This window comes from Pseudomonas sp. 14P5.3.2 (assembly GCF_057799175.1).
Window position 1 is genome coordinate 339,303 of sequence record NZ_JBYOKU010000001.1, and the last position, 23,631, is coordinate 362,933.

Genomic DNA, 23,631 nt, shown 5'->3' on the forward strand with positions numbered 1-23,631 from the left:
AGCTCCGCTGGCAGTTCGCCACATCCTAGCGTAGCCCTAATTTAGCCGAAGTTTGCGTGGTGCGGAAATCTAACCATTCAGGTAGCAGGGATTGAATCTAGAATTCCAGATCTTAGAAAATGGGGGGCAGGGCGATGATGTACCAGACCGGCGTCATCCTGACTCTATTCTCCGACTACCACTCCACGAAACCCACAGCTTATCGATGTCGGACATTATTCAACGTGTTGTCGCAGGGTATGGGCATGAGCGCGGCGAAGCCGCCATGGAGTTCGTCATGGCGTTGGCTATCGGTAAAATCCGGCTACACGAGGATGTTGATAACCGGTTGCTGGCAACTCAGCACATAGCTGTGCGGAGTTGCACAGAGTGCTCTATGACTGGGTGCGGCTGGTTACTAGCTGGGGAGATTAGCCGAGCATTAAAGAAATGCTGCCAAGGAGAAACATCAGGATGATGCCTACGAGGTTGACCAAAAAGCTCAGCCCTCGATGCCCTCCGTAAAGCGCTCGCAACCCTTCATTACTATTTCGGGTCGTCAGGTGCAGCAGTCCGCCCAAAGCACAAAGAACGGCTAAGTGTAACAACGGTTCGGTCAAGTTACTGGCGTCCGGCGCATAGGTAGGTTTTCCTGCACTGACCCACCATTTGATCGCTTGAAATAGGCCAAATCCGTATATCGCAAGCCACATCCCCCATCCCGACGTGTTGACGACAAAGAAAAGGCAATGCGGCATGCTGATAGTGGGAAACCATCTCCTCAGCAGCCGGATCGCAGCGCAGTGGAATCCCCAACGTAGAATGCTAACGCTGTATAGCAATATTACGGTCGAAACAGTGACCAACACCCAGGTCATATTTTTGAGGCGACCGAGGATCGTAAATGCCTCGGCAACCGACACTCCAGACCCAGCAGAGTCTCCATAAGCCCACTCTAAAATCAGGCAGGCTAAAGCTGCCCACACACCTGCAACAACCAAAGGCAATCCCCAGAGCCCCTGGAGCCGCAAATGGATCGGTCTATTGGCAGAGATAAAGTCCAAGGGTTTTACAACGACTGGAGTAATCAAAAGCAGGGCATATTTACTAGCCTTATGGTCGCGAACCTTAGACCAAGCAAACTTTAAAACGGACGGCGACATTGTTACCTCTCGGAGGGCAACAGTGGCTTAGCTGCTCGCGAAGCGCATTATCGGGCGTTCTCGACTGCCCGGTAATCAAGTAGAAGCAGGAGGGCGCACCAGAATATGGCTGAGTCGACAACGAAACATTTCGCTTATAGCATCAAGCAAAGCGGCCATCAAAGCGCCATCTAGCGGAACCTCTGCCAAGGAACGTCGAACGTGATCACCAAAATCCGTATCCGTGGGTACCGTATCTACAAAGAGTTCGTGCTGAAACCTAACCCGAACGCGAACATCCTGGTCGGTGACAATGACGCCGGCAAGTCCACGCTGATGGAGGCAATTTCGCTGGCGCTTAACGGGCGGATCGGTGGGAGAGGGATCCTAGAGGAGCTGAACCCTCACTGGTTCAACACCGAGATGGTGGCTGAGTTTCTTGCCCTCAGGAATGCGGGGGAAAAACCTAAACTCCCGGAAATCCTGATTGAGCTCTACCTGAAAGACACACTTGATCTCCAGGTATTGCTAGGCGCCGTTAACGCGGACGTTCCCACGAACGCTTGTCCTGGAATCGTTCTGTCTATTGTTCCCAATAAGGAGTATCAGAACGAGTTGGATGAATGGCTAAAAGCGCCATCTGCGCTGCTTCCCGTCGAATATTACACCTACGAATGGCGCTCCTTCGCTGATAGAGAACTCACACGGCGACCACGGACACTCTCTGTGGCCACCATTGATTCTCGCACAGTCAAATCCGCCGCCGGCGTTGACTACCATCTTCGCCAGATCCTAAGCGACCACTTGGAAACATCCGAGAAAGCACAGATCTCGCTGGACTACCGCGGTATCAAAGCATCTATGACGGATGGTGCACTGGCGCCGGTGAACAAGCGACTTTTTGGTCTGGACGCTGCGCTGCAGTCAGAGCCCATGGCGCTAGCAATGGATCAGACGTCTCGTACGTCTTGGGAAAGCGTTGTAACTCCGCATGTCGACGGACTCCCATTCGCGATGGCAGGCCTGGGGCAACAGGCGGCTATTAAGATCTCGCTCGCGATGAAGCGACATTCCTCGAAGGCGAACATCGTAATGATCGAGGAACCCGAAAACCATCTATCTCACACCAGCCTGACGACCCTACTCAATCGAATCGAAGAGCTCGCGAAGGAAGAGCAGCAGCTTTTCATTTCGACTCACAGCACCTATGTGTTGAACCGTCTCGGCCTCGACGCATTGCTGCTTCTTCATCGCAACAGCGCTTCCAAAATGACAGAACTTAATCCAGACACAGTGAGCTATTTTCAGAAGCTGCCTGGTTACGACACCCTCCGCTTGGTACTTGCGAAAAAAGTCGTCTTGGTCGAGGGGCCATCCGACGAAATCATTTTTGAACGCGTCTACAAAGATTGCTTCGGCGCACGCCCGATGGCCCACGGGATAGATGTCATCAGCATGCGTGGGTTGGCACTGGCGCGATGCCTCGAGCTTTGCGCCGCGATCAACAAGCCAGTAGCCGTGATGCGCGACAACGACGGCGTTGACCCAGACGCCCTACGGACACCGGTTGTAAAGTGGTTAGACGTCAAACGCAGAGAGCTGTTTATCGGCGCCGTTGCTGACGGTAACACGCTCGAACCCCAGCTCATTACCGCGAACGGCGAGCCTCAGTTGCGCAAGATGTTCGGGATCACTGCGGCAGCAAACCTTAAAACCTGGATGGCGCGGGAGAAAACGGAAGGAGCAATTCGACTAGCCGAGTCGGATGAGGTGCTCAGCCCACCGGCCTACATGAAGGCTGCTGCGGAGTTCATTCACAATGCCTAACCTACTGACCTTGGCTGTCGCTGGTGGTAGAAAAACTCAAGGACTGGTCGATCACTGTAAAGTGCTACCTAGAGATCGGCGTGTGCTCGTTGTCACCTTCACCCAGACCAATCAGCAGGAATTGATTCATCGACTCGGCTCCCAAGCCGGTGATCGCCACAACATCGAAGTTCTAGGCTGGTACACATTCTTGCTTCGCCACTTTGCAAAACCGTTCCTTCCATTCAAATTCCCAGGGGAGCGGGTAGGGGGCTTCAACTTCGAAGGTCGCCCAAGCATGTACGCGAACGGCAAACAGAGATTTATGGATGGTAGCAACCAGATCTACGCGTGCGAGCTCGGCCGTCTCGCGCGAGAGTTGATGGCGGCCACACCCATGTTGTTAGGACGACTGGAGTCTATCTACGACGAGATTCTGATCGATGAGGTACAAGATCTCAGCGGTTATGACTGGGAAATCGTCGATGAACTGCTTCAGTCGAGGATCGACGTTCGCATGGTTGGTGACGTGCGCCAAGCGGTACTCTCGACCAACCCACGAGGACAGAAAAACAAACAGTATGGATACGCAGGTGCCCTTGAATGGTTTCTTGTGCGCGAACAGAAAGGGTTGCTTAGCATTGAGTATGCGACCACTACTTACCGCTGCCGAACTGAAATCGCGACATTCTCTGATTCCATTTTTGATGCGTCATGGGGCTTTCCAGAAACAACGTCAGAGAACCACGTAGCGTCTGAACATGATGGCGTGTACTTGCTGTATTCCAAGCATGTCGACCAATACGTCGAGCGGTACCGGCCTCAGTGCCTACGTAGCACCATAGCTTCTGGGAAGGAGTTCACGTTGGATTTCATGAATTTCAAAGTGTCAAAAGGCGCCACATTCGAGCGTGTGCTGATCATTCCTACGGCGCCAATAAAGTCCTTCATTCAGAAACAGATCTATTTGGAATCAACATCAGCGGCTGCCTTTTATGTTGCAGCTACGCGGGCTAAGCAAAGCCTGGCGATCATCATCGATAAACCTGGGAACTCGAAACTGCCGGTTTGGGCGCCGTAACTGAGAGGAGCAAGGCGCTCGCGAGGGGCAAACTTTAATTCTAGGCGACAACCTAGCTCAGAATGAACGGATCGAGATGGTGGGCGATTCATTGAAGTGTGGTCAAGATGGGCCCAGGGCAGTGGGGATGCTGGGGTTTCATTTGGATGGGGCGGGCTGGGGGCCGGTGCGGGATCTGGTTCAATTTGCCCAACTGGTTATTGCCTGTCGGCGCAATCACTATATGGGGTTACCCCGGGGACTGGTTAGCTAGGCGCAGCGCGTAAGGTCGCCTGGGCTAACAGAGCAAGCACCCCCCGACTTTTTGCGCTTGCCGAGCATTGCACTGTCAAATCAATCGGGTTTCGCTGGACAATATTGCGGACAGACCATGGCCTGTAAGCTTCACGCTCACCAACCAGCGATACCAACAACAATTGGCATGGAGGTATATCTATGGAAGGGCTTCCGCAAGCTTCGCAGGACACGTGGAATGGAGAGGACGTGCTAGAACCTAGCTTCATCACCATTCGCCGGCCCTCGGAAGGCGGCTTCTGCGTTGATTTGTACCTTCAAGTCTTCGAAAAGGTTTCCTTGGACAAATGGCAGTCACTGCCCGAAGAGCAATGGCATTGCCTGGCCACGATCGAGCCTGGCTGGATTACGATGTATCCCATCTACACCAACCCCCACACTCAGCGATATCGTAGCCAGAAGCACGGAAGCGTGGGCTGCATCATGTACAGCCATCAATCGACGCGCGACCTTCCAGACACTCCAGATGATGCCGTGTTCTACATCGACGCCAGCCTCCCTCGCAAATTGTTTGATTCCTGTGATGAAGGGCTGGGGCTGGTGAAGCAGCTCACCCCGCTGTGGCGAGGCTTGCGATTTGCGCCAGGTGTAAAAACCCTGATTATCTCGGAAGAGAGTGACACCTCTATCACAGGCGACGCGGTCTTTGTGAGCGAGTCGAGGGTAGATGAATGCCGTAGAACATGCATGCGGATTACCCGGGCCCGAAAAAAGAGTGAGACGTCAGCCCAGTTGCACTGGGTGATGAGCCAGGTGTTTCCGACGCTGATGCCCAACGTGGTGTTCGAAGGCAGCCGCCCTGTGCTGGTGAGCGATACGAATGCTCGTAAGGTCGGCAACCCGATTGCACAAGCTGCTGTGCGAGCGCGGCGTCACCAGCTTAGGGAGGTGAAGGTCGGTGTTGAGATGCTGGCCAAGGAAGCTCCTCGCGAACTTTTCGAATTGCGTGCGGAGATCGAGAGAGTCACCCTGGCTGTAATGATCGAAAAGTTCGAGACTATGCTTGGCCAGAACCTCAGCGAGGGGAACTGGCAGCAGTTTTTCGAAGGCAACCTGTTCATCCTGGGGATAGTGTTCACGCGCCCGGTGGCACTTCTGCACACTCAGTTCCATGCCCGTGGATCTATGGTCAATGGAGTTGGCGCTCACATTGGCGACTTGCTTTTCGCCCAGGGACGCGAGCTTGCCATCGTGGAGATCAAGAAGCCCTCCACTCCACTCATGCAAAGCAGGCCATATCGCAATCGCGATGTATTCGGCCCACACCTGCAGCTCAGTGGAGCGATTACTCAGGTACTGCATCAGCAAGGCTTGATGCGCTCCAACTGGCTGTCACACCTGCAAGATCCGACGATGCGAGACTTGCAACCTGACACAGCGAGGTGCGTCGTCATTGCAGGTACCAAGCCAACCGAAGAAGGCCGCCGGCGCAGCTTCGAGATCTTTCGCAACGCCTGCAAGGACGTCGAGGTTGTCACCTTTGACGAGTTGCTCGGTAAGCTGCGGATGCTGGCTCAGCACTTGGCACCCGTAGATCCAGTCGACATCCTAGATATTTTCTGAAGAGCAGGCCGCGTGCGATCTCGAATGAAGATACCCAGCGAGGGAACGCCCCGGCCGATCAAATACCTGCCAGCATTTTTTCTGTTCGGATATTGCGCAATAAATGTCCCAGCTCTTGGCCAACCTCCACATCGACGCGTCTGGAGCTAAAGACGTTTACCCACGATCGCGTAAACCTAGGCGCTTGATTGAGTGTGCACGTTCCTGATCGTGTGAGTGGTAGTACGTGTTCTGGGTAGTGCTGAGATTGCTATGACGCAGATCGACCTGCAGGTCTTTGGCGTTCCGCAAGGGCGCGTCGAACGTCGCAGAGGTATGGCGCAGCCAGTGCAGAGAAGCGACCTTTAAGCTTTCCATCTCGTGAACCGCACGACCCTCGATGCGCATACTTTCAAGAGCCTTGTCGAAGACAACCTGGAGGAGGGCGCGTACCTGTCGATCCGACAGACCAGAACGTCCTCTGAGGGTCTTGATCAAAGGTGTGGTCTCGCCGATTTCAGGAAGTTCGGGCAGACCCAAGAACCGACGATAGCGCTTCAGATAGAGATTGATATATTCATCCCTGACGGCAATCTTTCCGACCTTGTTACCTTTGCCAACGGCGTGATACCACCAGTTACCCTCAGGGTCTTGGCGGAAGTCACCCATAGAGGGCTTCCAGTTTTGTCGCCCGACAACATCTGACACGCGAAGATACATGGCAAACAATGTGGAAAGTATAAACAGTGTACGCTCATGCCGAGCAGGCTCTGACTCCGCCAGCTTCTCAGCCGTTTCAAGCACGTAGTTCCATTGGAGCGGCGTCAATGCACGCGTAACCCCCTCATCTTGAACATCATCGCTATAGCGGCCTGACTTTTTGATCATTCGGAAAGGGTTTGCCGCTGCATAACCATCTTCAACCATAAATTCGAAGAAGCGACTGCAAATCGAGAATACTTGGTTTATGGTGCTGTTGGTTGCGCTGTATTTTTTCTCGATTATTCCTTGTTCTTGATCATCGAAGCCAATCAGCGGTTTCGAGGATTTAATATTGAATGGACGCCAGTTAGGATTAGGAATAATAGGGTCTTCGAGCGCGCTCTGCGCATCAGTATTTTTCACGAAACGGCTACGCGTCACAGAACCAATCCAGACTTGAGGTGGATTACGGCAAAAACTCAAATAATCCTGGGCGTCCTGGCGCTTAAGTTGATTCAGCGGCTTCTGGTTAATCAACAATGACCACAGCAGCAACCTCTCTATATGGATGCGATACGAGCTGAAGGTCTGAGCATTGTCGGAAAAGGCCCGCAGGAACGAGCGCACGGCCAGGTAGCCGCGCGGAGCCTCTAGCGCAGGGGGAAATGAGGCAAGGTAAGCTTTGACACATGGGGTGGTGGGCTCGCTATTACTGAAGTCCTGATCAAGGAAGGAATCGTATGTATCAAATAAGGGCTTCGGCGAGTGAGACATTCATGACCACCAGAGACGTTAGTTAGCGCTATTGAGATACTTCCAGTTATGACAGTAATCGGAAGTTGGAGACCTAAAAGTCACAGTTAAACCCTTTCATCAGGAATAAGTGATAACAAAGCTTTAAATGTTAGCGCTCACCGTTCCTTCTAGCAACCACAAAATAGTTAGGCCGCTTCAGCCAATAACGCTTGACTACACGCTGCTCTATCGCATAGCGCGCTCGTATGCGCGCGCAGTAATTGAGCCCGGGTGGAGCGTCACGAGGTGAAAAGCGAACTACTTATATATATTGACAACCATTCTCCACGAATAACTCCTACTGGAAACTTGCATCATTTCTTCTAATGGCCTTGACTATGGAATTTCGCACTATTTCTTCAAATCCTAGGAAGCGCCATGTTTCAATATTCTATGGGATGCAGTGAAGGATGGCTAGACTTGGTTTTTCGCATTAAATAATTAAAAAGCTATGCCGTGACGGATGCTCCTAACAACTAGGCATTTGAGTTTTAAGAGCTTAGAAAATTGCAGCGAGGGCATTGTCGAGCGCCCTAAGTCACGCGTTACCTAGTCTGCACAGATTGGTTGGGCCCAATTTCCACCATGCATGATCGTAACGGTAGGTGTGGAAAGTGGGCCATATTCAAGGAATTTCTCATCATTTCAATTGAAGAATCCTCCGCCGGAAATTCGCACGATTACGTCGAAAGTCATCTATCTAACTGATTTATATTGATTTAATTTCTTCGACTAAGCGATTCCTGAACTCGCCTGTCGCACCATTAATTCAAATCTTCCTGGCAATCCCTTAGGGACACGATATCAGGCCCTAGTCCTTACAAATCAAGGGTTCCAGAGGATTAGCCTTGTCACAGCGCGTAGCATCATTTCTTCGAAGAAAGCTGACAAGGCGGTCACTACATTTTCAGAAGTCCTTGATTTATGCGGTCTGCAGCGAAGAGGGGCTAGCTGTCGCATCATTTCGCGATTCCCACAGTTATAGATAAATGCGACATCATGAACATCTATGACATGACCTGTAGTTTAACATAATATACATTACACGTAACAAGATGTTTCAGGATTAACCCGGTTGCACGCCAGATTTCAATCCAGCGTCTTTTCCCTGAAACCTCACTTTTCACAACCGCGGCCTTGCCGGAAACTGGCGACCCTCAATCAGCATCCCGCGTCAGCTTTTCAATCAGCGTGCGATGCTGTGGAAATCGCGCAATCAGTTTCCGTCGATCAGCCATCTCCATGTCCGCAAAATCAAATCCCGGCGACACGGCTTCGCTGATTAATCCAAATCCGTGCTCACCCTCAAGCAATCGCGAAGCTTTCCAGATTCCACCAGGCACGTGCATTTGCAAATGCTGGCCTGCCAGAACGTCGCTACCCATCACCAGCGTTCGTAACTCACCGTCACTGAGGATCATGCTGTACTCGACAGGATCGCCCAGATGATAGAAATGCAGGATGTCCGATTGGTTGAAATGAAATTGGCCCACTGGCGAATCTTCAGTCAGCAAGTAATAGATCGAGGTCATCAGGTAACGTGGACCACCGGCGGTTTGCAGCATGGCGCGCTGATCTGCTTGAAAAGTCCTGCGAAAATAGCCGCCTTCGACATGAGGCTGCAGATCCAGCGCCGCAATCACATTCTCGACGCTTGTTTTCCCTCGATTCATGGCCCACTCCGTTGATTTAAGAACAGATGCGACGATAGCTCTACTAAACGGCTATTTAGTGGAGTTAACAGTAGATCGGCGGATTTCGAAGGAATTACCCTTCTATTTAGCGCCTATTTATTCAAAAAGGCATTTCAGAAATCTACCGTTGCCAAATCCGCTATTTAACTAACATCTTCAGGCGCTGTTCTTACGCTTCAGCGTCTCGCTCGGCAGCTCTTTGAACAGTGCCCGATAACTGCTGGAAAACCGCCCCAGATGCCAGAACGACCAGTGCATCGCCACTTCGGCAACCGTGGTGTCTGTGGGCGCACGCTTGAGTAATTCGCGATGTGCGCTGTTCAGCCGGCGCAGGCGCAACCAATGGCTTGGCGTCATGCCGGTGAAGTCTTTGAACGCATGCTGCAATTGGCGCAGCGAAACGCCCGCGACCTGCGCCAGTTCAAGCAGATTGACCGTTTCTTCCGGTGAATCGGCGGCCCACTCCCCTACTCGCTTCATGATCGTCCGCTCCTCGCTACGGCGCTGCAAACCGCCACGATCCAGGTGCACGCGAGCGTTGTCGAGGATGAACAGGCAGTCTTCAAGTAACTGTTGAGTCAGGGCCTCTTTACTTGGCTGATCAAGGGTTTGCGATAACTTAGTGAGCGTCGAGCTTAACCAGCGACTGAACAAGGCGTTCTGTCCGCAGTTAAGCGGTGCCATGAACAATCCCTCGAGCCTCGCCACATCCAGACCGTGCTGACGGACGAATTCCGGGCCGAACACCACAGCGATTTCCTGGTAGTTCTCCGGGGTAATCCAGATGTTGCGGCTGTCTTCATTGAGCAGATACAGCGCGTTGTCGCTGCGATCGAAACAGAACGCCAAGGCACCCGATGGCGCGCTGAACGTCTGCTCGACACGGGTGTTCATCTGCTCTTCGTAAACCTGCACGCCCTGCAGATCCAGATAGCGAATCTGCCCGGCGAAATGCCCTGGGGACATCTGCTGGTAATGCTGGACCCAACCCGGCGTGGCGCGGATCTGTTCGGTGACATCAGCGGTATTGAAAGCCTGAACCTGTAGCGGATTACACGTTGTCATGGGAGACCTTGCGCACTCTTTTGGTGCGCTTTGGTGCTGCTTAAAGTGGATAGATGGAACTGCAAGGCTCGCCCAAGATAGTCGTCAACGCGCCACAGGGGAAGGGGCGGAAGATGAAACCCGCCCTCCCCGGCGTCTATAAAACCAATAACGAGGTCTTTATGAATGCCCCTTTCGATCAGCTGTTCACTTGGCTGAAAGATCACAAGATTACCGAAGTTGAATGTGTGGTCAGCGACCTGACCGGCATCGCCCGCGGCAAGATCGCACCGACCAACAAGTTCCTGCATGAACGAGGCATGCGCCTGCCGGAAAGTGTGCTGCTGCAAACGGTAACCGGGGATTTTGTCGACGACGACATCTACTACGACCTGCTCGACCCGGCCGACATCGACATGGTCTGCAAACCGGTGAGCGACGCCGTGTATGTGATTCCATGGGCGATCGAGCCGACCGCCATCGTCATCCACGACACCTTCGACAAGTTCGGCAACCCGATCGAACTGTCGCCGCGCAACGTGCTCAAAAAGGTCCTGCAGCTTTACACCGACAAGGGCTGGAAGCCGATTGTTGCGCCGGAAATGGAGTTCTACCTCACCCAGCGCTGCGAAGACCCGGACCTGCCGCTCAAGGCGCCACTGGGCCGTTCGGGCCGTGCCGAAAGCGGTCGGCAGTCGTTCTCCATCGATGCTGCCAACGAGTTCGATCCGCTGTTCGAAGACGTCTACGACTGGTGCGAGCTGCAAGGCCTGGACCTGGACACGCTGATCCACGAAGACGGCCCGGCGCAGATGGAAATCAACTTCCGTCACGGCGATGCGCTGGATCTGGCCGACCAGATCACCGTGTTCAAACGCACCCTGCGCGAAGCGGCGCTCAAACATAACGTCACCGCAACGTTCATGGCCAAGCCGATCGGCGACGAGCCTGGCAGCGCGATGCACCTGCATCAGAGCGTGGTCGACATCGAGACCGGCAAGCCGATCTTCGCCGATGCCGACGGCAAGATGAGCGAGCTGTTCCGCCATCACATAGGCGGGTTGCAGAAGTACATCCCGAAAGTGCTGCCGATGTTTGCGCCCAACGTGAACTCGTTCCGCCGCTTCCTGCCGGACACCTCGGCACCGGTCAACGTCGAGTGGGGCGAAGAGAACCGCACTGTCGGCCTGCGTGTGCCGACCTCCGGCCCTGAATCCATGCGCGTGGAAAACCGCCTGCCGGGCGCCGACGCCAACCCGTATCTGGCGATCGCCGCGAGCCTGCTGTGTGGCTACATCGGCATGATCGAAGGCATCGAGCCAAGTGCCGCCGTTGAAGGCCGTGCCTACGAACGCCGCAACCTGCGCCTGCCGATCACCATCGAAGACGCGCTGACACAAATGGAAGAGTGCACAACCGTTGCCGGGTACCTCGGCAGCAAGTTCGTGCGCGGCTACGTCGCGGTGAAACGCGCCGAGCATGAAAACTTCAAGCGCGTGATCAGTTCGTGGGAGCGCGAGTTTCTGCTGCTGAGCGTCTGACTCCAGCACAAATCCCCTTCCTCCATGGCATGGCTTTTTGTGGGAGGGGGCTTGCTCCCGAAAGCGGTGTATCAGCCAGCTGTAATGTTGGAGGTACCGGCCTCTTCGGGAGCAAGCCCCCTCCCACAAGAGCAGGGGAACAATGATCCATCTGAAAATCCAGAACCACCCGAAAACTCCAATAATTCCAAGAGGTGTCGATATGCGTCTATTGAAATCCATGGTTCCCGCCGCACTGGCGCTGTTGTGCAGCACTGCAGCCCTGGCTCAGCCCCAGGTCTCCGTCTACAACTGGACCGACTACATCGGTGAAACCACCCTCGCCGACTTCCAGGCCAAGACCGGGATCAAGGTGATCTACGACGTTTTCGACTCCAACGAAACCCTGGAAGGCAAACTGCTTGCCGGCCGCACCGGCTACGACGTGGTCGTGCCGTCCAACCACTTTCTCGCCCGTCAGGTGAAGGCTGGCGCGTTCCTCAAACTGGATCGCGAGCAGTTGCCGAACTGGAAAAACCTCGACCCGAAACTGCTCGCGCTGCTTGAGAAGAACGATCCGCAAAACGCGCACTCGGTCCCCTACCTGTGGGGCACCAACGGCATCGGCTACAACGTCGACAAGGTCAAGCAAGTGCTGGGCATCGATCACATCGATTCCTGGGCGGTGCTGTTCGAACCGGAAAACATCAAGAAGCTGTCGCAGTGCGGCGTGTCGATGATGGACTCGGCCGACGAAGTGTTCCCGGCGATCCTCAACTACATGGGCATGGACCCACGCAGCGAGAACCCGGAAGACTTCAAGAAGGCTGAAGCCAAACTGCTGAGCATCCGTCCGTACATCACCTATTTCCATTCCTCGAAATACGTGTCCGATCTGGCCAACGGCGATATCTGCGTGGCGTTCGGCTACTCCGGCGACGTGTTTCAGGCCGCCAACCGCGCCAAGGAAGCCAAGAACGGCGTGAACATCGCGTACGCAATTCCCAAGGAAGGCGCCAACCTGTGGTTCGATCTGTTGGCCGTTCCAGCCGACGCCGCCAATCCCAAGGAAGCCCACGCCTTCATCAATTACCTGCTTGATCCGCAAGTGATCGCCAAGGTCAGCGCTTCGGTCGGTTACGCCAACCCGAACCCGCCGGCCAAGCAGTACATGGACGTGGCACTGGTGAGCAATCCAGAGGTTTACCCACCGCAGGAAGTCCTCGACAAACTGTATATTTCCACCACCCCGCCCCAGTCGATCATGCGTCTGATGACCCGGTCCTGGAGCAAAGTGAAGTCGAACAAATGAATCAGTACAGCAAAGAACACGCCCGCTCCTATTACGCTGCTTCGGCCCGGGCAAGTACGCCCTGGCCGGTGCTTGACGGTGATCTCACCGCCGATGTCTGCGTGATCGGCGGCGGGTTCACCGGGGTCAACACCGCAATCGAGCTGGCGCAACGCGGGCTGTCGGTGGTGTTGATCGAAGCCCGGCGCATCGGCTGGGGGGCCAGCGGACGCAACGGCGGTCAGTTGATTCGCGGCATCGGTCATGAGGTCGAGGGCTTTGCACGTTACGTGGGCAACGACGGCGTGCGCTATCTGCAACGTGCCGGGATCGACTCGGTGGACCTGGTGCGCCAGCGCATCACTGAAAACGATATCGAGTGCGACCTGCGCTGGGGCTTCTGCGAACTGGCCAACACCCCGGCGCAGTTCGCGGCGTTCAAGGACGAACAGGTCAGCCTCGACGAACTCGGCTATCAACACCAGACCCGCCTGGTTGGCCCCGAGCAGATCCGTCAGCAAGTGGTCAACGCCGACGGCTACGCGGGGGGGCTGATCGACATGGGCTCCGGCCATCTGCACCCGCTGGATCTGGTGCAAGGCGAAGCGCGTCTGGCGGCGTCCCTCGGTGTGCGAATCTTCGAGCAAAGCCCGGTGCTGCAGATCATTCATGGCGAAACCGTTGAAGTGCGCTGCGCCACCGGCAGCGTTCGCGCCGGCAGTCTGGTGCTCGGTTGCAACGCGCATCTGGATGAACTCGAACAGCAACTCAGTGGCAAGGTGTTGCCCGCCGGCAGTTACATCATCGCCACCGAGCCGCTGTCCGAGGAACGTACCGCGCAACTGATCCCGCACAACCTCGCGTTGTGCGACCAGAAAGTCGGACTCGATTACTACCGGCTCTCGGCGGATCGACGCCTGCTGTTTGGCGGCGCCTGTCACTATTCCGGCCGCGATCCGGCGGACATCGCTGCCTACATGCGCCCGAAGATGCTCAAGGTCTTCCCGCAACTGGCGGATGTGCGCATCGACTATCAGTGGGGCGGCAAGATCGGCATCACCGCCAACCGCTTCCCGCAGGTCGGCCGGCTCAAGCAGCAGCCGAACGTGTTCTACGCTCAGGGTTATTCCGGGCACGGCCTCAACGTCACGCACTGGTGCGCCAAGCTGCTGGGCGAAGCGATTCACGCCGGCCACAGTCAGGGTATGGATGTGTTCAGCGCGGTGCCGCACATGACCTTCCCCGGCGGCCCGGCGCTGCGTTCGCCGCTGCTGGCACTGGGGATGTTCTGGTATCGCCTGCGCGAACTTGTCGGCTGAACGCATCCCCCCTGTAGGAGCTGCCGCAGGCTGCGATCTTTTGATCTTTAAAAATCAAGATCAAAAGATCGCAGCCTGCGGCAGCTCCTACACGTAACCAGCTCCTCGCTATTTGCTCTATCGCCAAGCACTTCTATATTGATGGAGTGCTTTTGCGTTCCTGACGCTCAGCATCCACAAAACCGAGGGGGACATGGATGAAGTCGTCAGCCGCCGATGAGCCACGAGCACCGGGCCAAGCGCCGATCAAGACGCGTCGTTTCAGCATTTCACTGGTGTGGATCGTGCCGATCGTCGCGGTGCTGGTCGGTATTTCGCTGGTGGTGCACAACCTGCTGCAGGAAGGCCCGACTATCGTCGTCAATTTCAAGACCGGCAGCGGTCTGACCGCCAACAAGACCGAGGTCAAGTATCGCAACGTGGTGATCGGTCAGGTGACTGACGTCGAGTTGAGCGCCGACCAGAAGAGCGTCGACGCCACGATCAAACTGGCCAAGCAGGCCGAAACCTTTACCCGCGAAGACTCGCACTTCTGGGTCGTGCGCCCGCGCATCGGCGCTGGCGGCGTATCGGGCATCGACACCCTGCTCTCCGGCGACTACATCGGCGCCGATATCGGCCAGGCCGACAGCCGCGCCAAACACTTCAAGGGCCTGGAAAATCCACCGCCGATCACTTACGGCGAACCGGGCAAGCGCTTCATGCTGCACGCCCCGGATCTCGGCTCGCTGGACATCGGGTCGCCGGTTTACTACCGCAAGATTCCGGTCGGCCAGGTCGTCACCTACACCCTCAATCCCGAGGGCAAAGGCGTGGACATCGAGGTGTTCATCCATTCGCCGAACGACGCGTTCGTCACCGAAAATACCCGGTTCTGGAACGCCAGCGGCATCGACATCAATGTCGGCGCCAACGGCTTCGCAGTAAAGACCGAATCGCTGTCGACCATGCTGGTCGGCGGCATTGCCTTCCGTGCGCCGGATTACAGCCCCAACGACGTTGCTGCCACGGACGACAAAGACTTCGAGCTGTTCGCCGATCAGCAGACCGCCCTCGCCCCGCCCAACGGCAAGGCGCAATACATGGTGCTGCGTTTCGATCAGTCGCTGCGTGGGCTCAAGGTCGATGCACCGGTAGAGTTTCTCGGCATGGAGATCGGCCGGGTCGTCGGGATCAACCTGGACTTCGACGCGAAAAAACGCAGTTTCCCGCTTAACGTCGGCATCGTCATTTACCCGCAGCGCCTGGGGCAGGCCTACAAAAAGATGCTGACCGAATTCAAGCACGATCCCAACGACGAAGCCGCCGGTATTCGTCTGCTCGGCACCTTCGTCGATAACGGTCTGCGCGCCCAGGCCCGCAGTGGCAACCTGCTGACCGGGCAGCTGTACGTTGCACTGGACTTCTTCCCGAAAGCCGAGAAAGTCGCGTTTGACCCAACGGCCCGGCCAGTGGTCTTGCCCACCGTGCCCGGCAGTCTCGAACAGTTGCAGGAAAAACTCGAAGCCGTGGTCGACAAGCTCAACAAACTGCCGGTCGAGCGGATTGCCGGCAACCTCGACAGCAACCTCGTGGAACTGCGCAAAGGCCTGACCCAGTTCAACGCGAAAACCCTGCCGAGCGTGCAGACCACGCTGGCCGATGTCAGCAAGACCTTGCAGTCCGCCAGCTCGACCCTGGCCGAAGATTCGCCGCAGCGCGAGAAGCTCACCGAGACCCTCGACGAACTCGGGCGCATGTCGCGGTCGCTGCGTGAGCTGTCGGATTATCTCGGTCGCCATCCGGAATCGCTGATTCGCGGTCGTCCCGACAACGCAGCGCCGCTGGATCTGAAAGGGCCGCCACGCAATTGAGCACAGGAGCTACCCCATGGCTTTACCGCTGAAGATCACCGTGCTCGCTGCGTTCATGCTGCTGGGTGCCTGCCGCAGCGAGCCGATCAACTTTCACACCCTGACCCCGGTGCAACTGCCGGCGTCCCGGGCCGGTGCGCAGATTCCCATCGAGGCGATCAGCGTGCCGCCACAGGTCGACCGCCCGCAAATCGTCATCCGTCAGGGCAACAATGGCCTGGCGATTCTGGAAACCCAATGGTGGGGGGCGAGTCTGGCGGATGAGTTGCGCAGCGCGTTGAGCGATCAACTGAGCAATACCGGCAGTCGCGGTAATGTTTCGGTGCGCATTGATGTGCAGCGTTTTGACTCGATTCCCGGACAATACGGGCTGATCGACGTCAAGTGGCGCCTGCGCCCGAGCGGTGCGGCGGACAATGCTCTGCTGACGTGTCATTCAACCTTGCAAACACCGTCCGGCCCGAGCATCGATGACCTGGTGGCCGCGCAACAGAACAACGTCAAACGCCTGGCTGCCCTGATCAATCAAGCGGCGGGCAATTCACGCACCTGTCCATCGGCGTCCTGAGTCGCCGCCGGTAGCGTGACGGTGAAACGGCAGCCGTTGGGTTCGCGAGTCACCAACTGAACCTGCCAGTGCTGATGGCTGCAGATCCGCTGCACCAGCGACAGGCCCAGGCCAAGCCCTTCACCGCGCTGTTCGTCGCCACGCACGAATGGCTGAAACATCGCCTGGCGTTTCTCTTCCGGAATTCCGATGCCGCTATCCTCGACCACGAAACTGTCCTTGAACAGAGTCAACCGGACAAAGCCCTGATCGGTGTAGTGCCAGGCATTGCGCAACAGATTGCCCATGACCGATTGCAAGAACGTCAGGTCATAACGCGTGGTGCCCGCCAGTTGCGGCTCGTAGATAAACTCCAGACCTTTTTCGCGAATCAATCGCCCCCAGATGTCCACCTGGGCGTCAGCGATAGATTTGAGTGTGCAGGTGGATTCGGTGCCAAGCTCTTCCGGCTTGCGCGCCAGCATCAAGAAGGTTTCGACCAGTTGGCGCATTTCAGCGCTGGCCCGGGCAATGCGTTTGACCTGCTCAGTGGAACGCCGATCCAGCGAGGGGTTGGCCAGCAACAGCTCGCAGGAGCTGGCCAGAATCATCAGCGGTGTGCGCAGTTCGTGGCTCACGTCACTGGTGAAGAGCTTTTCCCGGTTCAGAGTCTCGCGCAACCGGCCGAGTGTCTGGTCGAAAGACAGCGCCAACTCCCCTACTTCATCATCGGCGTAATCCGGATGCAGGGCCGGCGCCAACGCGATCAACTGATCGCGATGACGTACCTGCCCCGCCAGGCGAATCACCGGCGCCATGACCTGCCGCGCCAGCAGCCTGCCGAGCGCGACAGCCAACATGACACTGAGGATGAACCCGACAATCACCACGACGAACAGCAGGTGCTCGCGTTGTTCGAAGCTTTCCTGATTGCGCAGCAGCACATACTTGCGTCCGCCGACTGCCTCGACCATGGCGTAGAAATCATCACCGTTGAAGGTGATCTCCTGAAACCCCAAGGGCAGTTTTGCCAGTTGCGGCGTCAGCGCCATGGGCCCCGGACCGTTCTCGAAAAAAAACAGTTCGCTCTTTTCCGGCTCATGGCGCCACTGGTTGATGTCGTCCATCGCCAGCAACCGGCGCAGTCCGCCGCTCAGGGCCGTCATGGTCAACTTGTGCTCGACGACATGCACCGTGGCCACAATGCCCATCGCGAAGACACCGGCTACCACCGCGCTCATCAAGGCGAACACAATCACGATCCGATTGGCGAGGCTTTGCTTGAGGTCCATCCGGTTCAATGACTCCAGTGCTGATGTCAGAGCTGCAAGGGGCGGCGCGACAACGTTGTCCAAAGCGCGCAGCTTCGCCTTGCCCGGCGCAGTTGTTAAGTGCTTCAAGCAAACAAAACGGCTATTTGAGTTTAGTTATCAAATAGCCGTTTCTGTTGATACCTGCGCCTCTCTCGCAAATTTTTCACATGATCTTCACTGCGCCGCCACGACTCTGAACGTAGTGTTCAGCAGCCATTCAAGCAACCCGCCGTAAAGTAACTAACCTCCTGGAGCTTACGTTGCACTTTGCGTGTGAACTGAATGGAACTCGGGAATGACAAGGGGCAACGTCGTGGTTGAATTAGTACAAATACAATCAGCACCCAAGAGATCGTACCTCTCTCGTCCGCGGGCCTGGGTCGCCATCGCTGCCGGCGTGCTGGTGATCAGCCTGATTTGTGGCTTCGTCTGGCTGCAGCGTTCACCTGCCAACCTGCGTTATGTCAGCGCCGCTACCACACAGCAATGGGTGAAAGCCTGGCAGGCTGGCGAGGTCGTCGCACTGGTGCGCCACGCCGAACGCTGTGACCGCTCGAGCAACATTTGCCTGGGTCCGGCAGACGGTATCACCCAGGCAGGCAGTGTCTCCGCAGCCTCCGTCGGCCGGGCCTTTACGCAATTGGGAATGCAGCAGACCCAAGTGTTCACCAGCCCGCTGACGCGCACTGCGCAGACGGCTCATTACATGTTCGGTCGCGACGCAGTGGCGGCAGAATGGCTGGAAACCTGTGGCCCGACGATGCGCGATGAGTTGGTGGCGCACAAGACCCCGGGGCAGAACATGATCCTCGTGACCCACAGCGGCTGCATCGCCGATTTCGAAAGACAAACCGGTTACCCGCGCGCGGTCGCCACCGAATATGGCGGCGCGGTTTTAGCCCGTATAGATGCACAAGGAAAACTTGAAGTCATTGGCATCATGAACCCCGAAGGCTGGCAGCGATTGACCAAGTAACCAGCAAACTTAATCAAGCACTAAACAGCTCGGCCAATGCTCTGGCGCAGGGTATTGGCGCGCATGAAGTTGTAATAAGAAATGTTTTTCAGACTGAAAAACTGGAAATATTTCATTTTAAAGCTTGTCTTCCCGAGGAGAACTTAAAGCTGGAAGCAGACCCGTTCTCTGAATACAGGACACGCCCTTCGGACGTGCTCGCCTCTACATTCATTCAACCCAGTGCCGCGCCTGCAACGGAAATCGCCAGGCGCTTCACTGAAACGCACACTTTGTACTGCACCAAGGTCCAGTCATGACGTCTGAGAACAAACCGCTGCACCATGCAGCGTTGAATTTGCCGCGCCTCCACCAGAGCACCCTGGTCGAGCGCTTTGCGATACCCGGGCTGGTGCTGGCATTCGTGGTCTTTTATCTGCTGCCACTGATGACCCACGGTCTGTGGATTCCCGATGAAACCCGCTATGGCCAGATCAGCCAGGAAATGCTGCTGAGCGGCAACTGGGTGGCGCCGCACTTCATGGGCATCCGCTACTTCGAAAAACCGATTGCCGGCTACTGGATGATCGCCATCGGCCAGGCCATTTTCGGTGAAAACCTGTTCGGCGTACGCATCGCCTCGGCGCTCAGCACGGGCGTAAGCGTGTGGCTGGCCTACGTACTGGCCCGTCGCCTGTGGAACAACCCGCGAATCAGCGCAGCGTGCGCCCTCCTTTATATGAGCTTCGGCCTGATTGCAGGTCAGGCCGGCTATGCCAACCTCGATCCGCAGTTCACCCTGTGGGTCAACCTCAGTCTGGTGGCGATCTGGTTTGCCATCGACAGTACCACCCCGCGCGCGCGCCTGGGCGGCTGGGCGTTGTTGGGCCTCGCTTGTGGCATGGGGCTGATGACCAAAGGCTTCCTCGCCCTGATGCTGCCAGTGCTGATCGCCCTGCCCTACATGATCTGGCAACGACGCTTTGGCGAGCTGGTGCGTTATGGTCTGGTCGCCGTTGGGGTGGCCGCCCTGGTCAGCGTGCCATGGGCACTGGCCGTGCATTACCGTGAACCGGATTTCTGGCGGTTCTTCTTCTGGCACGAACACATCCGCCGCTTTGCCGCCGGCGAAGACGCACAGCATGCACGGCCATGGTGGTTCTATCTGCCGCTGCTGTTTGCCGCCACCTTGCCATGGGCATTGCTGCTGCCTTCGACGCTGTTGCGCACCTGGCGCGAAAAGCGTGACCCGAAAATCGCCTTCCTGGCTTTGTGGTTCCTGCTGCCCCTGGCGTTTTTCAGCGCGAGCAGCGGCAAACTGCCGACCTACATCATGCCGTGCCTGCTGCCATTGGCCCTGTTGATGGGCTACACCGTGATGAACTGGCTCGCTGACCAGAACGGCCGCGTCTTGCGTACCAACGGTGTGGTCAACGTGGTGCTGGCCGGCGCCGCGCTGGTGGCGCTGATTTATCTGCAAGCGACCCGTGAAATCTACGCAAACACCGAGATGTTCAGCCTGTCGCTGGCCTACATCGTATTGCTCGGCTGGATCATTGCCGGTTCGCTGCAAGCCTTGCGACCACTGACGCTGTGGGCGATGCCGGCGCTGGGCATCGGCCTGCTTGTCGCGCTGCTACCCGCTGCAATGCCGGCGACCATCGTCAACAGCAAGATGCCGGATCAGTTCATCGCCGAGCATCAGCAGGAACTCAGCCAGACCAGCTCGTTGCTGAGCAACGACCTGGGCGCGGCTTCTGCGTTGTCATGGCGCTTGCGCCGCCCGCAAGTCGACCTGTTCAACACCGTTGGCGAGCTCAAGTACGGCCTCGATGACCCGGCCATGGCTTCACGCAAGGTCAGCCTGGAAGGTGTTGGCCAATGGATGACCGAAGCGCGGAAAAAAGGCTCGGTGGGCGTGGTGATGCGAGTCAACAGCACATCGGACGCGCAACAACTTGAGTTGCTGCCAATAGACGGCAAGCACTACCGCCGTGGCCAAATCGAAATCCTCATCTTCAGTCAGAGCCAGCCATGACCCAGACCAGGACTGAACGGAGGCAGTTGCTGCTTCTGCTGGCAGCGACTGCCCTGCTTTTACTGCTCGGCCTGGGCAGTCGTGAGCTGTGGGGGCCGGAGACCCGTTGGGCCAACATCGCCTTGCAGATGCTGCAAAGCGGCGACTATTTCGACCCCTATCTCAAGGGCGGCCCCTACTACGACAAGCCGTTGCTGTCGTACTGGCTGATCACCGCCACCTCGTGGTTCACCGGCGGACTGGGGCATTGGTCGTTGCGCCTGTCATCGGTGATTTCCGCGTGGTTCAGCGTGTGGCTGGTGTACCTGATCGGCGAGCAACTGTTTCGCAAAGGCACCGGGTTGATCGCCGGCTGGATGCTGGCGACCACGTTCTACTTCGTGTTCTGGGCGCGAGTCGCCACCGCCGACATCCTCACCGTGTGCGGTGTACTGGCGGCCGTCTGGTGGTACTGGCGTGGCCCGGATGACACGCGGTTCTGGCGCTACGTGGTGTTCTTCGGCCTGCTGTCGCTGACATCGCTGTTCAAAGGCCTGATCGGTTTCATCCTGCCCGGTCTGGTGCTGCTGCCGCACCTGCTCAGCGAACATCGCTGGAAACGTCACCTGAACCTGCGACTGCTGGGGGCTCTGCTGATCGCCGGGGCGTTCTACATGACGCCGTTCCTGTTGTCCCACCTCTACGGTGCGCCCAACTACGAACAGAGCGGCCTCGGCCTGGTGCTGCGCGAAAACGTCGTGCGGTTTTTCCAGCCGTTCGATCAATTCGGGCCGATTTACACCTACTTGATCTACCTGCCGGTGTACACCCTGCCCTGGGCGCCGTGCTGGTTGATCGCCTTGTGGGTGGCCGCGCGCAACTGGAAGCTCATCGAACCGGATACCCGCTGGCTGATTCAAGGGCTCGCATTGCTGATGCTGTTCTTCACCGCGTGTGGCAGTCGCCGCAGCTATTACGTCCTGCCGTTGGTGCCCTTCGCGCAACTGCTGGGTGCCTGGTGGGTGACCCGGCGCATGGCCGCTCGCAACAGCGCAGGTCGTGGGCTGAAGATCGGCTTCGCTGTCACCACGGTGTTGCTCGCCGCGATCCTGGGGGTGCTTTACCCGTGGACCAACAGCGGCGGCGGTGTTATCCGCTTCGGCGAGCAGGTTCGCGAACAGGCCAGTCAGCAGGCACCGTTGAATCAATGGCGGATGGTCATGATCGAGGTCGACAACAAAGTGCCGATGTACCTGCAAACCGGTGGTGCACCGTTCTACTACGTGCCGGAAACGATCCAGGACTTCCCGCACAATGGCGACACCGCGACGCTGATCGCCTGGCTGGAAAGAACCAGCGGGGAACATTGGGATCCGCAACGCACGATTTTCGTGGCGCAATACCGTTCCGGTGACGCCGTACCACTGGATGCGCTGAAGGCTGATCACCAGGTCATCACCACCACGCCCACCCGTGGCGAGCAGCTATTCCACGGGCGTGAAGACCAGAGCGTGGCCTACATCCCCCACTCCTGAGCAATGACGTTAAGACAAAAGTGGAGAGTCGCGGTAAATTTGAATGGCAATGACAAGTATTAACGGCTTCTTTGACGTTTTTTTCTCATTTGCCACCCTACATTGCCGCGACTCGACACTTGCAAATCGTTCGCATTGTTTCCTGCGAGGGTTTGCTCATAACGTCTAAAAACAGGAGCTGCCCGAATGAATCCACGCCTTCCATCCTTCTTCAAGCGCGCATTGCTGGCCACCGCATTGCTCGGCACCGGGCAGGCGTTTGCCGCCGACTCGGTGGGTCTGGTGGTTTACAACGCGCAGCATGAAACGCTGACCAAGGCCTGGGTGGCCGGGTTCACCGAAGAAACCGGGATCCCGGTGACCATTCGCAACGGCGATGACACCGAGATGGGCAACCAGCTCGTGCAGGAAGGCGCCGCCTCGCCGGCAGACGTATTCCTCACTGAGAACTCCCCGGCGATGGTGCTGGTGGACAATGCCAAACTGTTCGCCCCACTGGCGCCCGCGACCCTTGAGCAAGTCGACTCCGCCTACCGCCCGGCCCATGGCAATTGGGTCGGCATCGCTGCCCGTTCCACCGTGTTCGTCTACAACCCGAGCAAGCTGACTGAAAAAGACCTGCCCAAATCCCTGCTCGACCTCGCCACCCCGGCATGGAAAGGCCGCTGGGCCGCCTCCCCGGCTGGCGCGGATTTCCAGGCGATTGTCGCCGCCGTCCTGCAACAGAAAGGCGAAGCCGCCACGCTGGAATGGCTCAAGGGCATGAAGACCAATGCAACCATCTATCGCGGCAACAGCGCGGTGCTCAAAGCGGTGAACGCCGGGCAGATCGACAGCGGCGTGATCTATCACTATTACAGCTTCGTCGATCAGTCGAAGACCGGCGAAAACAGCAACAACACCAAGTTGTACTACTTCAAACATCAGGATCCGGGCGCATTCGTCAGCACCTCCGGCGCCGGCGTGCTGGCATCGAGCAAGCATCAGGATGAAGCGCAAAAATTCGTCAAATACATCACCAGCAAGGAAGGTCAGGAAGTTCTCGAAACCGGCACCTCCTTCGAATACGCCGTGGGCAAAGACGCGCCGTCCAATCCGAAGCTGACCCCGCTGAAAACCCTCGATGCGCCGAAAGTCGATGCCTCGACCCTCGACAGCAAAAAAGCCGTCGAGCTGATGACCCAGGCCGGATTGCTCTAAGT

General features: G+C 56.9%; 17 protein-coding genes. 12 read left to right on the forward strand and 5 right to left on the reverse strand.

All coding sequences use genetic code 11. The annotated features are described in order from the left end of the window. Positions 1-410 precede the first annotated feature (410 nt). Positions 411-1,142 carry a hypothetical protein gene (locus AC27VU_RS01430; protein ID WP_488723239.1) on the reverse strand — a complete coding sequence of 244 codons (732 nt, stop codon included), beginning with the start codon at positions 1,140-1,142 and terminating at the stop codon, positions 411-413. 201 nt (positions 1,143-1,343) lie between these two features. Here AC27VU_RS01430 and AC27VU_RS01435 point away from each other — a divergent pair, with 201 nt between their 5' ends. From AC27VU_RS01435 to AC27VU_RS01445, 3 genes are all read left to right on the forward strand, one after another. Further along, a complete protein-coding gene (locus AC27VU_RS01435) occupies positions 1,344-2,948 on the forward strand; it encodes an ATP-dependent nuclease (protein ID WP_488723240.1) in 1,605 nt (534 codons plus the stop codon). Further along, on the forward strand, positions 2,941-4,008 hold the full coding sequence (locus tag AC27VU_RS01440; protein WP_488723241.1) for a UvrD-helicase domain-containing protein: 1,068 nt from the start codon (positions 2,941-2,943) through the stop codon (positions 4,006-4,008). The genes AC27VU_RS01435 and AC27VU_RS01440 overlap by 8 nt, the downstream gene beginning before the upstream one ends. A gap of 435 nt (positions 4,009-4,443) precedes the next feature. Continuing rightward, on the forward strand, positions 4,444-5,865 hold the full coding sequence (locus tag AC27VU_RS01445) for a Shedu immune nuclease family protein (RefSeq protein ID WP_488723242.1): 1,422 nt from the start codon (positions 4,444-4,446) through the stop codon (positions 5,863-5,865). Between the two features lie 156 nt (positions 5,866-6,021). Here AC27VU_RS01445 and AC27VU_RS01450 read toward each other — a convergent pair whose 3' ends face one another. The 3 genes from AC27VU_RS01450 to AC27VU_RS01460 all read right to left on the reverse strand — a co-directional run bounded on the left by AC27VU_RS01450 (position 6,022) and on the right by AC27VU_RS01460 (position 10,100). Further along, the gene (locus AC27VU_RS01450; protein WP_488723243.1) at positions 6,022-7,320 is read right to left on the reverse strand and encodes a tyrosine-type recombinase/integrase; all 1,299 of its coding nucleotides are present in this window, start codon (positions 7,318-7,320) and stop codon (positions 6,022-6,024) included. A gap of 1,178 nt (positions 7,321-8,498) precedes the next feature. Continuing rightward, on the reverse strand, positions 8,499-9,014 hold the full coding sequence (locus AC27VU_RS01455) for a cupin domain-containing protein (RefSeq protein WP_201137708.1): 516 nt from the start codon (positions 9,012-9,014) through the stop codon (positions 8,499-8,501). A 177-nt stretch (positions 9,015-9,191) separates the two neighbouring features. Continuing rightward, positions 9,192-10,100: a helix-turn-helix domain-containing protein gene (locus AC27VU_RS01460; protein ID WP_201137709.1), complete on the reverse strand. Its 909-nt coding sequence runs from the start codon at positions 10,098-10,100 to the stop codon at positions 9,192-9,194. 161 nt (positions 10,101-10,261) lie between these two features. Between AC27VU_RS01460 and AC27VU_RS01465 the strand changes: the two genes are divergently transcribed. From AC27VU_RS01465 to AC27VU_RS01485, 5 genes are all read left to right on the forward strand, one after another. Then, entirely contained in the window at positions 10,262-11,620 is a 1,359-nt protein-coding gene (locus tag AC27VU_RS01465; RefSeq protein WP_488723244.1) for a glutamine synthetase family protein, read from the forward strand. 202 nt (positions 11,621-11,822) lie between these two features. After that, positions 11,823-12,911: a polyamine ABC transporter substrate-binding protein gene (locus AC27VU_RS01470; protein WP_003224753.1), complete on the forward strand. Its 1,089-nt coding sequence runs from the start codon at positions 11,823-11,825 to the stop codon at positions 12,909-12,911. Continuing rightward, on the forward strand, positions 12,908-14,209 hold the full coding sequence (locus tag AC27VU_RS01475; protein ID WP_488723245.1) for an NAD(P)/FAD-dependent oxidoreductase: 1,302 nt from the start codon (positions 12,908-12,910) through the stop codon (positions 14,207-14,209). Before AC27VU_RS01470 ends, AC27VU_RS01475 begins: the two co-directional genes overlap by 4 nt. Positions 14,210-14,406: 197 nt before the next feature. Then, a complete protein-coding gene (locus AC27VU_RS01480; RefSeq protein ID WP_488723246.1) occupies positions 14,407-16,062 on the forward strand; it encodes a PqiB family protein in 1,656 nt (551 codons plus the stop codon). A gap of 16 nt (positions 16,063-16,078) precedes the next feature. After that, positions 16,079-16,630, forward strand: coding sequence for a PqiC family protein (locus AC27VU_RS01485; RefSeq protein WP_103483393.1), 552 nt, complete (start codon positions 16,079-16,081; stop codon positions 16,628-16,630). On the opposite strand, the gene AC27VU_RS01490 is transcribed toward AC27VU_RS01485, so the two are convergent. Beyond that, complete coding sequence (locus AC27VU_RS01490) at positions 16,588-17,901, reverse strand: sensor histidine kinase (protein WP_488723247.1); 1,314 nt, start codon at positions 17,899-17,901, stop codon at positions 16,588-16,590. The genes AC27VU_RS01485 and AC27VU_RS01490 overlap by 43 nt on opposite strands. A 316-nt stretch (positions 17,902-18,217) precedes the next feature. Here AC27VU_RS01490 and pmrG point away from each other — a divergent pair, with 316 nt between their 5' ends. The 4 genes from pmrG (at position 18,218) to AC27VU_RS01510 (ending at position 23,629) form a co-directional block, all read left to right on the forward strand. Continuing rightward, positions 18,218-18,898, forward strand: a complete 681-nt coding sequence (pmrG, locus tag AC27VU_RS01495; protein ID WP_488723248.1) for a lipopolysaccharide core heptose(II)-phosphate phosphatase PmrG — start codon at positions 18,218-18,220, stop codon at positions 18,896-18,898. A gap of 295 nt (positions 18,899-19,193) precedes the next feature. Further along, positions 19,194-20,915, forward strand: a complete 1,722-nt coding sequence (gene arnT, locus AC27VU_RS01500; RefSeq protein WP_226499377.1) for a lipid IV(A) 4-amino-4-deoxy-L-arabinosyltransferase — start codon at positions 19,194-19,196, stop codon at positions 20,913-20,915. After that, a complete protein-coding gene (locus AC27VU_RS01505) occupies positions 20,912-22,429 on the forward strand; it encodes an ArnT family glycosyltransferase (protein ID WP_488723249.1) in 1,518 nt (505 codons plus the stop codon). Before arnT ends, AC27VU_RS01505 begins: the two co-directional genes overlap by 4 nt. A gap of 186 nt (positions 22,430-22,615) precedes the next feature. Then, positions 22,616-23,629 (forward strand): iron ABC transporter substrate-binding protein, encoded by a 1,014-nt coding sequence (locus tag AC27VU_RS01510; RefSeq protein WP_400496744.1) that lies wholly within the window; start codon positions 22,616-22,618, stop codon positions 23,627-23,629. Positions 23,630-23,631: the final 2 nt, after the last annotated feature.